Consider the following 12,083-nt stretch of genomic DNA (forward strand, 5'->3'; position numbering starts at 1 on the left):
CTAACTAAAGCTACTCGATTTTGTTAGATTGTAAATGGGTGCCAATTCAGCATGAAAACAATCCCTGCAATTAGTGTCTCTCATCTTGAACTAACCTGCCTGCTTCAAGCAGTAAGTGGCGGGAGAAATAGGTCTGGGCGATGGTTTTATCATGGGTGATGCAGATCATGCTCACTTGAAAATTTTCCTGATACTCCATCAGGGTTTCCATGATTTCATGTTTCAAGCGTTTATCCAGCGCACTTGTGATCTCATCTAAGAGTAAAATTTGAGGCTTGACCAACATAGCTCTAGCAATCCCCAATCTCTGCCTCTCGCCTCCGCTTAATTCTCTGGGCAACTTATCCAAGAGGGCGGGTTTGATCCGTGCACTCTGCAAAATCGATTCTAATTCGCTGTGACTTTTAAAACGCCTGCATACACTGCTTAAAAGACTTCTGACCCGCTTAGCTGGGTTAAGAGCAGTAAGCTGGTCTTGAAAGACATATTGGATGGTTTTTCTGAAGTGGGATTCTTTGATACTTAAAATGTCCTCTGTGTTGTATAAAATTCGTCCCTGTTGAAAACTCTCTAGTCTAGCGATGCATTTGGCCAGTGTGCTTTTTCCACTCCCGCTTGTTCCCATGAGAGCTATGCTTTCCCCACTTTGCAGGCAGAAGTTAATATCTTGCAGAATGCAATGTTCTCCATAGGATTTATGCAAATGAGCGACTTCTAAGCTCACGAGAAATACCCCTCTTTGTCTCCAAAGTAAGTCATATGCCCATTCTCTAGGACTAAAACACTATCGCAAAGTCTAAAAGCCACCTCTTCATCATGGGTGATGACTATTCTTTGAGTCTGGAGTTGCAAGAGCAATTCGATCACGCTATTGGTATTGGCTACGTCTAGGGAGCTTGTTACCTCGTCCAATAAGAGGATTTTTGCTTCTAGGGCTAAGTTGAGCGCGATTTGCACCCGACTAGCCATGCCACGGCTCAATTCATAGGGGTAGAGATTCCACACCTTAGAGGGGATATTGAGCTGTTCGAAGATGGGTAGAGTTTTCTCTAGCTGGGCTTTTAAGACCATTTTAAAGGTATCTTGGATTTTCAGATAGGGAAAAAAACAGCTAATGCAATCTTGAAACACATAGCCCGCGCGGCCCTGTGTAGACAGCTCAGTATAAACGACCTTGAGATTGGGAGGTAAAATGCCACAGATCGCTTTACATAGCGTGCTTTTCCCACTACCACTGCTACCTAAAATAGCCAAATGAGCAGAAGTGCTAAAACTCACCCCATGTAAAATCTGACTTTTAGGGGTGTAGACGCTTAAATCAGTTACCCTAACCACGCTCTTGCACCTTTTCACCCAGAAACATGAGGGCAAAGACAATGCTAAAAACAGCCAAGCCCGGAACCAAAACAAGCCACCACGCCCCAGTAAAGATCGCCTGTGAGGCTTCATTGAGCATATTGCCCAAACTGGCCTCTCCCACAGCCAACCCCAGACCAAAAAAACTCAACAAGGCTTCCGTACTGATGGCATGCGCGCAAATATTGACAAAAAGTACAAACACGCTGTGTTGCGCTACGGGCAAAATTTCGCCAAACATGATCGCAAAACGCCCAGCGCCTAACGCCTTCTCATTGGCAACAAATTCATGGGTGCTAATATCTAAGAAAGTGTCGTAAATGACTTTGGCCATGCTCCCCCAGGAAAAAATGGCTAGGAGTAAGCTCAAAGCGATGATATTAAACCCTCGATGACTGAATGCACTGAAGAGCAAAATGAGCAATAAATTCGGTAAGGATAAAAAGCCGTCTAAAAAACGCAGTAAAGAAGATCGGATCAACTTGGGGGCGTTAAGGGTGATGAAGGCAAAACCCAGGGCAATCAGCACGGCAAATATCCCACTTAAAAGTCCGATCAAGACAGAGTTTCTGAGTGCAAATAAAAGTCTGGATAATTCATCACGCCCCAAGAAGTCTGTGCCTAAAAAATGCGCGGAGTCGGGGGGGAGTTTGAGTTGGGTTAAGTCCACTTGAGTGGGATCAAAAGGAGCACATAAGGGCAATAAAACAAGCAGGATCAAAAAAATAATGCCACCCAACCCGATTTTTTTTAAGTCTTCCATTTGGGATTTAAAACCTTTGCTAAAATTTCCACGATGAGGTTAAACACGACAACAACGATCGTGCTCAACAAGATAATGGCAAGTGCTAGAGGATAGTCTTTGCCAAGCAGCGCACTAATGGTGGTGCTACCTAGCCCCCCGATGGAAAACACGCTCTCGACAATATAAGTCCCACCCAAAATCCCTGCCACATTGGCCCCAAAATAACTCACAATGGGCAATAGGCTATAACGCAATACTAATTTAAGCTGGATTGTTTTCTCATCCACACCCCAAGAACGATAGCTGGTTACAAAGGGCTCCTGGAGGGTTTCTAATACGACACTGCGCACAAGGCGGGTGTAGATTGCCAGGTGAGAGAGGGTGAGTACCGCTATGGGAAGTGCCATGTGGTGGGCTAAATCTCCCAAAGTCTTCTCATGGCCTAAATCATAGACTCCAGAGCTGGGGAAAAACCCTAAAAGCACACTGAAGAACATGATAAAAATCAGACTGAGCCAAAAGGAGGGAATGCTAAAGAAACCCAAGGTTATGATCATAACCACTTTATCCCATAGAGAATCCTTGAAGAGAGCGCTCAAACTACCCAAAATGAGAGCCAAGAGAAAGCTTAGGACAAAGCTCGTGAGGCCTAAAATGAGAGTATAGGGTAAGCGTTCCTTGATGATATCCAATACCCTCTCTCCACTGGCAAAACTCTCACCCCAGTTTCCATGCAAGCCATGCCATAACCACTCTACATAACGCACCATGAGGGGACGATTCAAGCCTAAGTTAGCCATAACCCTCTCTTGAACCATGGGATTGGCTGCCTGGATACTATCTCCGTAGATACTAGAAACAACACTCCCACTGGAAATATCTAGGAGCACAAAAATGACAAAGCTAAAGATCACAAGAAGCAAGAGGGCCCCCGCCACTCGTTTAGTGGCAAAGAGAAGCACTAATCCTTACTCCATTCTTCGACATTATGGGTGAAACGCGCCCCATGGTGCCCTAAGATAGTAGACTTGATTCCATGGATTTTAGTGTTATAGGCTAGTGGATAGTTTAAATAGACAAGAAATGCAAAGGGCGGGTTATCGTGCAAGGCATTGATAAACTTGGCATACCATGTCTTTCTTTCTTCCAAACTGGTCGCCGTTCTCGCCTTGAGCAAAGCCTCATCAACTTTAGGATCGCTATAGTGGCTGTAATTCCACCCCGCTTTATTGGTGCTTGAGTCCATTTTAGAGCTAAACACTCGATAGGTTTGCATGTCTGGATCAAGGGGACTTCCCCAGCCGATGATAAAAGCATCTACTTTGCTGATCTCAAATGCCCCATTATTCTTAGCAATAGCATGGGCTTTGATCCCTACCTTGCTTAGCTCACTTTGCAAGATATTGGCGAGTGCTACTCGGATTGGATTATGGCTACGGGCGTAAATGTCAAATTCCAAGGGTTTACCATCCTTAACAAACACCTTGTTGTGCAACTTCCAGCCATCTTTTTCTAGGATTTCTTTGGCTTTTTTGGGATTGTAGGGATAGGTTTTAGCATGGGGGTCATTTGCCCAACTCACTTGAATCGGGTTGTTTGCCACAGAGCCATAACCATGCAGCACCTTAGTGGCAATGAGCTTGCGGTTGATGGCATATTCGATCGCTTGACGCACCGCCAAAGACTTTAGAATGGGGTTATGAAAGTTGAACATTAAAGCCCGATAATCTGCACTTTTAAAATCCATAATCTTGATATTTTTATCATCCTTGAGCTTTTTCACCAAATTAGGCTCGATTAACGCCACATCCAGCGACCCGTTTTTAATCTCGTAGGTGCGCACGCTGTGATCGGGGACGATTTTTAGGATTATCTTAGGGGACTTTGGCTTGCCCCGGTAGAAATGAGGGTTGGCTACAAAGCTGATATGACTACCCTTTTGCCACTGGACAAGTTGAAAAGGTCCAGTCCCAATAGGGTGTTGGTTAAAGGGGTCGGTGCTCACATCTTTACCTTGCAATAGGTGCTTGGGTAAGATGCCAAGACTGAGCACATCTAAGAGCGAGGGAAAGGGGGTTTTGAGCGCGATCTGAATGGTTTGAGGGTCCACCACCTTTACTTCCTTGATCTCTTCAAAATTCGCCCGAGCAGGGGTGTTGATCTTGTCATTGAGCACTTGGCTGATGGTGAATTCCACATCTGCCGCGCTGAATTTCTGCCCATCATGCCAAAGCACATCATCTCTCAAATGAAAAGTCCAATTGAGCCCATCTTCGCTCACTTCCCAGCTCTTAGCTAAATCCGGTTCGACTTTCATATCTGGGGCAAATCGGGTCAATCCGCTAAAGACAAAATAAAGTGCAGGATCGTGGTCGCCATCAAATAGGGGATTGATGCGCTTGGTTTCATTCTCCACCCCAATCACAATCGTATCCTTGGGTGTGGCGGCGAAAACATGGGTAGCTAGCAAAGCAGCCAGCAATAATTTGCGCACAAGAGAACTCTTATAGCTCATTCCTTGCTCCATTCCTCAACATTGTGCGTGAAGCGTGCCCCATGGTGGCCTAGAATAGTGGGCTTAATACCATGAACCTTAACATTGTAGGCTAGGGGGTAGCGTAGATACACCAAGAACGCAAAGGGAGGATCCTTGTGTAAAGCGTTGATGAATTTGGCATACCAAAATTTGCGCTGCTCAATCTTATCCGTAGTGCGGGCTTTCAATAAGGCTTCATCCACATCTTTGTTACTATAATGATTGTAATTCCAGCCATTCTCATTGGTGCTCGCATCCATTTTAGAGCTAAACACCCGATAAGTCTGCACATCAGGATCGAGTGGGCTACCCCAACCAATGACAAAGCTATCTACCTTGTCTATTTCAAAAGCCCCACTATTCTTGGCAATGGCATGCGCCTTGATTCCAATTTTAGCTAGTTCACTCTGTAGAACATTGGCTAGAGTCACTCGGAGAGGATCGTTATTGAAGGCGTAAATATCAAACTCTAAAGGCTTGCCATTTTTATAGAGAACTTTTCCCTTGAGTTTCCAACCATCTTTGGCCAAAATTTCCTTGGCTTTTTTGGGATCATAGGGATAACCCTTAGCATTCTTATCATTGGCCCAACTCACCTGAATAGGATTGTTGGCTGCAAAGCCATAGCCATGCAAAATTTTATTGGCAATCAAGGAGCGATTGATCGCGTAGTTGATCGCCTGTCTAACTGCTTGAGATTTCAAGAGATCGTTGTGGAAGTTAAACATCAAAGCCCGGTAATCTGCACTGCTCATATCCATGATTTTGATGCGCTTATCGCGTTCTAAACTCTTTACTAAATTGGCTTCTACTAAAGCTACGTCTAAAGAGTTATTCTTAATTTCATAGGTGCGCACATTGTAATCAGGCACGATTTTTAAAATCATTTTCTCCGCCTTGGGCTTGCCGCGATAGAATTTCTCATTAGCTGCAAAGCTGATATAGCTTCCCTTTTGCCACTTGACAAATTTAAAGGGTCCTGTCCCAATGGGGTGTTGGTTGAAAGCATCGGTGTTTAAATCCTTGCCCTCCAAAAGATGTTTGGGCAACATACCAATACTGAGTGCATCCAAGAGCGGTGGGAAGGGGGTTTTGAGGGTAATTTTGAGGGTGAGAGGATCGAGCACTTCCACTTTTTCTACCTCTTCAAAACTAGCCCGCGCTGGAGCATTGAGCTTTTCATTGAGAGCTTGCTCAATGGTGAATTTCACATCCTCAGCACTGAACTTCTGCCCGTCATGCCAAAGCGCGTCCTTCCTCAGGTGAAAGGTCCAAACAAGCCCATCGTCACTCACCTCCCAACTTTTAGCTAAATCAGGTTCAACTTTCATATCTGCTGAAAAGCGTGTCAAGCCACTAAAGACAAAATCTAGGGCACTATCATGATCTTCGTCGAAAAGCGGATTGATACGCGTCGTTTCGTTCTCAATCCCAATGACAATGGTATCCTTGGGCGTCAGAGCAAATACTTGTGCTGCCAACAAACCAACCAAAAAAAGCTTTTTGATCATCAGACATCTCCTCGTATAATTTAAATTCGGATATGCACGATTATAATATTATCTACATTAACGATGTGTTAACACAATCGCCTATTCCGCCAAGGAATGTGTCACTAATTTTAAATTGAGTGCCTGATAATCACCCATGGTTTTTCAATTCCAAGCAGTAAAATGTTTACAAATTTTCAACACTTTATCATGTTGTGCCACCTATAATGGTGGTGAGGAATTAAAAGTAACTGGAATGTACTGGAGTCAAAGACCCCTTCGCGTACGATTTTATAATACTTAAATTTAGGAGGAAAAAATAACCATGAACAATCTGATTATTTTATACAACGATTATTATCAGAAAGATGCGATCAAGTTGCACCTAGATATTTTGAAAAAAGAGGAGAAAGTTGCTTTTGGCAAAATCCGCCCCAAATCCAAAGACAAAGAACATAAATTCCCCCGGACCTTAGAGCGCGTTTACAAACCCAAAAGGATGTGATTGCTCAAATACAATGAGCACTATAGGGCGCAGTTTAGGGGCGGGTGGAATGTACCCGCTGGGGGCAGAAGCGAATAGCTTTAGTATGACGGGGCAACCTACAAGGGGAGAGTCCGCCCTCATCGAGGGCGGGGGAAACCGGCGCGCCTCTACTCTATCCCTCACATTTCAGGACTGCTTTAAGCCCAAAAATAGAGGATTCAAAGAGACCCTCAAAGACATGAAGCTATAGGGCTACAGGATCAATTGTCTTAAGCACCTCTGTTAAAGACCCTGATCAAGTCCAAAATACTAAGATGGCTTTGAGCACCCTTAAGGGCGCTCAAAGATCGCCTACCTAGAAAGTGAAGACATAGTCAACATACCATACATAGCGTCTGATATCGCTCATCTCTGCGGTGAGTTTCTGAGGAATCATGGGGAACTTAATTCCGGCTTGGATGGACGAGTGCTCCATAATGCGCATGCGACCGCCCACATTGAAGAGGAATTGAAAGCCGGTGTGAGAAAAACCATTGTAATTCCAGGTGTCACCTGCTAGCTGAATGCCTCCCACTAGACCAAGGGCAAAGGGCTCGGTCGGGATGATATTGACAATCGCATCCGCAGCCGCACCATAGTTGTAGATATTCCATTTGTCATTGCTAGTTGATCCAACTTGGTTGCTGTTGTTCCAGTCAAAGAAGCCATAAGCCTGCCCGCCAAACCATTTATTGACAAAGCCAACACCCCCCACTCTCACATCTAAACCATAGATGGGAAACCCACTCGAAAGAGCTTTCGTATATTCTCCCCCCCCAGCTTTACCTTGTTGGTACCCAAGTCCTAGGAAAAAGCCATTTTTCTCTTCTGCTTGGGCAACTTGAGTTGCACCCATTGCCACTAATGCTGAAAGCACCAAACTTTTCGCTTTGATTCCAAAGGCCATGAAAAACTCCTTACTAAAATTTAGGACATGGGCCAGAAAGCTAAAAGCGTTCCATTTCTAGCTTTACCCTATCCGCCCCGTAAGATCGACCAAAAACCTGCGTTGTGAATGGTAAACCCAATAATGTCCACAAGACCACGCGAAACACGAATGCAAGCTAATTTAAGAAGTGAAGAGAAGACGATGGCTCCAGATGTAGGATTCGAACCTACGACCAAGCGGTTAACAGCCGCCTACTCTACCGCTGAGCTAATCTGGAATAAAGAAGCCATTATACATAAAATTTTAGGTGTTTGTCAAGTCCTTTTTTAGTGCTGTCTTAGGTTTGCTTTGCTATGATGAGTGCCCACATTATCTTATGGAAAAGGTCAAGCATGTCTCTTCTAGTTAGTCAGGAATGCATTGCCTGTGATGCATGTCGTGAAGAATGTCCCACTGAAGCCATTGATGAGAACGATCCAATTTACAGCATCGATCCTGATCTGTGCACGGAGTGTGTGGGGTATAGCGACGAGCCTAGTTGCGTGAGTGTGTGCCCAGTAGATGCTATTGTGCTCGATCCTAATAATGCAGAAAGCCCAGAGGAACTTCAAGACAAATACCAAGTGCTTCAAAGCCACAAAAACTAAACCTTGGAATGGCAAAAGTCACCACGATCATCGATATCGGCTCGAACTCTATGCGCATGGCCATCTTCAAGAAAACCAGTCAGTTTGGATTTTATTTGCTCTATGAGCTCAAATCTAAAGTGCGTATTTCTCAGGGGAGTTATGAGCATGGGGGTGTCTTGCAGAAAGTGCCCATCAAACGCGCCCTCAAAGCCCTCATGGAGTTTAAAGAGATTGCGCAAAAATACAAGAGCAAAAAACTTTTCTGTATAGCCACGAGTGCTGTGCGCGATGCGCCCAATGCCCAAGAATTTATTGCCCTCGTTCGCAAAGAATGCGGGTTGCGTATCAGGGTTATTGATGGTAAGAAGGAAGCCTTTTATGGCGGTGTGGCTTGCGCAAATCTACTGCACCACAGGGAGGGAATCACGATCGATATTGGCGGAGGGAGTACAGAATGCGCTCTCATCAAGGAGGGCAAGATCGTCGACTTGCTTTCCTTGAATATAGGGACAATTCGCCTTAAGGAGCTTTTTTTAGATAAGAATGCCTCCTTAGAGCGCACTCTGGACTTCATTGGAAAAGAACTTGAAAAAATCCCCCCGCATTACCAAAGCATTCAGGTTTTTGGTGTGGGTGGGACAATCCGTGCCATCGCTAAGCTTGCCATTAAACGCAATAACTACCCCATCGAAGTAGTGCATGGCTATGAGATGGGCGTGTCTGAGCATTTGGATTTCATTTATGAAATAGCAAACAGCTCAGAGGCGCGTTTAGAAGTGCTAGGAGTAGGAGCAGATAGGCAGGATAGTATCCGCAGTGGAGCGCTAATTTTTTGGGCGTTTTTACGCCATTTGCGCCCCGAGAAGATCGTGGCAAGCGGGGTTGGAGTGCGCGAAGGAGTGTTTTTAAGCGATATGCTCAGGCACCATAGGTGCAGCTTTCCCAAGGGAATCAGCCCTTCCATGCTCTCTTTACTCGATCGCTTTTTACCCCATGCCCAACACAGTCAAGAGGTCAAGCGGGTGTGTGTCAAACTTTTTGAAACGCTGCAACCCTTGCATCGCATCGCTTCGGAATATCTCTACCACCTCAAAATTGCAGGACAACTCTCCAGTATTGGCAAGGTTCTTAATTTCTATGGCACGCATAAGCATGCTGCCTATTTGGCGCTCAATGCTCTGAGTTATGGGTTTTCTCACCAAGATCGCGCCATTATTTGCCTGCTCGTGCAATTTAGCCAAAAGAAAATCCCCAAGGATAGCAATATCGCCCATATCAGTGCAATCATGCCTCCCATTTTGACTTTGCAATGGCTGAGTTTCATTTTAGGACTGGCTGAAGCCCTTTGCACTACACGCGTACCCAAGGATATCGTCTATACCCTCAGGGGTAAAACTCTCACCATTAAGAGCTCTCAGGAGCTTTATCTATGCCAGGAAGTGATCGCTAAGCTAAACAAACCTGCTTCTTTGGATATTGACTTTTTATGAATGTCGCCATTATTCGGTTTTCCGCGCTGGGCGATATTGTCTTGAGTGCGGTTTTTTTACCCTTTCTCAAGCAAAACTACCCGCAAGCGCGTATTCACTGGTTTGTAGACACTCTCTTTGCCCCTATTTTACAAAACGCGCCCCACATTGATCACTTGTATATTGTCCCTTATAAGCAGGTCTTGCGCACTAAAAATCCCCTTAAAATTTGGCGCTTCTACCGCAAACTCAAGCACCATATGGAACATTTTGATGTGCTCATTGATATGCAGGGTTTGCTTAAATCTGCTCTATTTGGGGCGTATTTGCCTAAAAAAGCTTTTGTAGGCTTTGATTTTTCTTCGATCAGGGAGCGTTTGGCGAGTTTCTTTTACAGCCACAAAGTCAATATTCCCTATAGCGCACATATTCTCAAGCGCAATCAAGCTGTGCTTGAGTGTGGATTTGGCATGCTAAAGCCATGTGCATGGAATTGCGTTTTGGAGGCGCGCCGCTCCGCGTTCCATCTCCCTCCCTCTCCTCAGCTAGAGAAGTTGTTAACGCGTACGCGCCCCACAATTCTATTTGTACTCGAGGCGTCCACTCCCAATAAAGTCTACCCATGGCAACATTTTGCCCAAGTGGGACTTTTGCTCCAAAATGAGGGAGTTGAAATTGTACTCTTGTGGCACGCCCACTTCGAACGCGCACAAATGCTCCACAAGGAGATTGAATCTCAAGTTTCCACGATCTTGCTTCCTCCCTTAAACCTAGAAGAGGTAAAAACTTTGGTTTCTCTTGTAGATGTCGTGGTGGGAGGAGATACAGGCATTGTGCATTTAGCTTGGGCTCTTCAAGTGCCCTCAGTTACTCTTTATGGCAACACCCCCAAGGCGCGCTTTAGCCTAGAGGGTCGTGGCCACATTGCCTTGGCAAGCAATACACAGGCCAATTATTCCAAAAAGGATTTTTCCATTCAGAATCTTCCTCCCCAACAGGTTGCTCAAGCCGTTATGAGGGTCTTAGGAGAGGTAAAATGAGTATGCGCAGAGAATGGAAAATTTTTTGCACACATGTTTTAGAATGGAGTGTAAATGCACTGGGCTGGATTTTGGCCAAACTTCCTCACCGAGCCTTTGCAGGTTGTGTGCGGGGACTGGGGTTTGTGATGGCTAAACTGGATCGAAGGCGTTATTGGGACGCAAGAGCTAATCTGGATTTTGTGTTCCCTGAGATGAGTTTAGCTCGAAAAGAAGCTATTATCAAGCGCGGGTATAACAATCTGGCCTTCATTGTGCTAGAGAGCATACGATCGGTATTTTTATCTAAAGAAGACTACGATGCGCGCTTTGACATCGTTGATCAGTACAGAATCGTTGATTTGCTTAAACAAGACGGACAGGCGGTCATTATGGGCTTGCACTTTGGTTACTGGGAGGCCATTGGGACTTCTTTAGCGCGGTTTCACGCGGATCAAGAGAGGGGTTCTCTGGGCAAACTCACTAAATTTGATGCGGTTAACGCTTTGCTTATTAAGAGGCGCGAGGCCTTTGGGGTGCGCTTTATTAACAAAATTGGCGCTTTCAAAGAGTTGCTCAAGGTCTACAACCGAGGTAGGGGTCTTGTAGGGATTTTAGTCGATCAAAACATCTCCCTTAGAGAGGGTGTGGTGGTGCGCTTTTTTGACAAGGAGGCAACGCACACCACCATTGCCTCTATCTTATCGCGTCGCTACAAGATTGGAATTTTACCCGTCGTTGTAGACTTTAACCAAGACTACAGCCACTATACCGCCACTTATTATCCTCCCATCAGAGCGCGAAATACCTCCGATGCACAAGCGGACATTTTGGAGGCCACCCAGGCACAGGCCACTTTGAGTGAGCAAATCATTAGAGAGCACCCAGAAAGTTGGTTTTGGTTTCACCGGCGTTTTAAAAGCACTCATCCAGAGATTTACAACACGCACCGCTCAAAGCAGTAGAATTTTTTCTAACCCATGATGAGGCCCTGATACCAGGATACACTCTTGCAGAAACTCAATCACAGAACTCATAAACTCTGAGAGTTCTTGCTATACCCTATAAGTCTCTATGAGAAGCTGATCTCTCTGTTTCTGTTTCGAGCACTTCTGAATTTAAGGCATTTACAGCGGAAACCCATACTTGTCTTTGAAGTGTTGAGCTAATCTTTCTAGGTCTTGCATGGTGCTCGTGTCCTTGAGATTAACCACGGCACTCCATAGATAGCTCTTGGCTTTAAAAGACTGATTGAAGTGCTGCTCATAATGTAGCTTGGCTTGCTCTACTAGATTATCTCTTAGAGCTTTGGCCTCTTTAGCACTCCTATTACACTCTATGCCTAGTCCCCCACCTTGAGTACATAGCCAGGGGCAATGGATCTGTCGTTATGATTCTCTTGGATACTGAGCTTAGTAAACTTG

12 protein-coding genes and 1 tRNA gene are annotated in these 12,083 nt (G+C 45.1%); 5 read left to right on the forward strand and 8 right to left on the reverse strand.

The window, feature by feature from the left end; translation table 11 throughout:
* Positions 1–70: 70 nt before the first annotated feature.
* Genes C6H04_RS00570 through C6H04_RS00595 form a run of 6 tightly spaced genes read right to left on the reverse strand, consistent with a single transcriptional unit; the run spans position 71 to position 6,148 of the window.
* Positions 71–724: an ATP-binding cassette domain-containing protein gene (locus tag C6H04_RS00570; protein WP_104732028.1), complete on the reverse strand. Its 654-nt coding sequence runs from the start codon at positions 722–724 to the stop codon at positions 71–73.
* On the reverse strand, positions 721–1,335 hold the full coding sequence (locus C6H04_RS00575) for an ATP-binding cassette domain-containing protein (protein ID WP_104732029.1): 615 nt from the start codon (positions 1,333–1,335) through the stop codon (positions 721–723). The genes C6H04_RS00570 and C6H04_RS00575 overlap by 4 nt, the downstream gene beginning before the upstream one ends.
* Positions 1,328–2,119, reverse strand: a complete 792-nt coding sequence (locus C6H04_RS00580) for an ABC transporter permease (RefSeq protein ID WP_104732030.1) — start codon at positions 2,117–2,119, stop codon at positions 1,328–1,330. Before C6H04_RS00580 ends, C6H04_RS00575 begins: the two co-directional genes overlap by 8 nt.
* Positions 2,107–3,063 (reverse strand): ABC transporter permease, encoded by a 957-nt coding sequence (locus C6H04_RS00585; protein WP_104732031.1) that lies wholly within the window; start codon positions 3,061–3,063, stop codon positions 2,107–2,109. The genes C6H04_RS00580 and C6H04_RS00585 overlap by 13 nt, the downstream gene beginning before the upstream one ends.
* Positions 3,063–4,616: an ABC transporter substrate-binding protein gene (locus tag C6H04_RS00590; protein ID WP_104732032.1), complete on the reverse strand. Its 1,554-nt coding sequence runs from the start codon at positions 4,614–4,616 to the stop codon at positions 3,063–3,065. Before C6H04_RS00590 ends, C6H04_RS00585 begins: the two co-directional genes overlap by 1 nt.
* Positions 4,613–6,148 (reverse strand): ABC transporter substrate-binding protein, encoded by a 1,536-nt coding sequence (locus tag C6H04_RS00595; RefSeq protein ID WP_104732033.1) that lies wholly within the window; start codon positions 6,146–6,148, stop codon positions 4,613–4,615. The genes C6H04_RS00590 and C6H04_RS00595 overlap by 4 nt, the downstream gene beginning before the upstream one ends.
* A 304-nt stretch (positions 6,149–6,452) precedes the next feature.
* On the opposite strand from C6H04_RS00595, the gene C6H04_RS00600 reads away from it, so the two are divergent.
* Complete coding sequence (locus tag C6H04_RS00600; RefSeq protein WP_104732034.1) at positions 6,453–6,632, forward strand: ATPase; 180 nt, start codon at positions 6,453–6,455, stop codon at positions 6,630–6,632.
* 337 nt (positions 6,633–6,969) lie between these two features.
* Here C6H04_RS00600 and C6H04_RS00610 read toward each other — a convergent pair whose 3' ends face one another.
* The gene (locus C6H04_RS00610) at positions 6,970–7,560 is read right to left on the reverse strand and encodes an outer membrane protein (RefSeq protein ID WP_104732036.1); all 591 of its coding nucleotides are present in this window, start codon (positions 7,558–7,560) and stop codon (positions 6,970–6,972) included.
* Positions 7,561–7,744: 184 nt separating this feature from the next.
* Positions 7,745–7,819, reverse strand: a tRNA-Asn gene (locus tag C6H04_RS00615).
* Positions 7,820–7,934: 115 nt separating this feature from the next.
* On the opposite strand from C6H04_RS00615, the gene C6H04_RS00620 reads away from it, so the two are divergent.
* The 4 genes from C6H04_RS00620 to C6H04_RS00635 are packed head-to-tail and all read left to right on the forward strand — an operon-like array spanning position 7,935 to position 11,624.
* The gene (locus C6H04_RS00620; protein WP_104695174.1) at positions 7,935–8,189 is read left to right on the forward strand and encodes a YfhL family 4Fe-4S dicluster ferredoxin; all 255 of its coding nucleotides are present in this window, start codon (positions 7,935–7,937) and stop codon (positions 8,187–8,189) included.
* 8 nt (positions 8,190–8,197) lie between these two features.
* Positions 8,198–9,661, forward strand: a complete 1,464-nt coding sequence (locus C6H04_RS00625; protein WP_104732037.1) for a Ppx/GppA phosphatase family protein — start codon at positions 8,198–8,200, stop codon at positions 9,659–9,661.
* Positions 9,658–10,680 carry a lipopolysaccharide heptosyltransferase I gene (waaC, locus tag C6H04_RS00630; protein WP_104732038.1) on the forward strand — a complete coding sequence of 341 codons (1,023 nt, stop codon included), beginning with the start codon at positions 9,658–9,660 and terminating at the stop codon, positions 10,678–10,680. Before C6H04_RS00625 ends, waaC begins: the two co-directional genes overlap by 4 nt.
* Entirely contained in the window at positions 10,677–11,624 is a 948-nt protein-coding gene (locus C6H04_RS00635; RefSeq protein WP_104732039.1) for a lipid A biosynthesis lauroyl acyltransferase, read from the forward strand. The genes waaC and C6H04_RS00635 overlap by 4 nt, the downstream gene beginning before the upstream one ends.
* The last annotated feature ends 459 nt before the right edge of the window (positions 11,625–12,083 follow it).

It is taken from the genome of Helicobacter salomonis, from assembly GCF_900197775.1.
Taxonomy (GTDB): Bacteria; Campylobacterota; Campylobacteria; order Campylobacterales; family Helicobacteraceae; genus Helicobacter; species Helicobacter salomonis.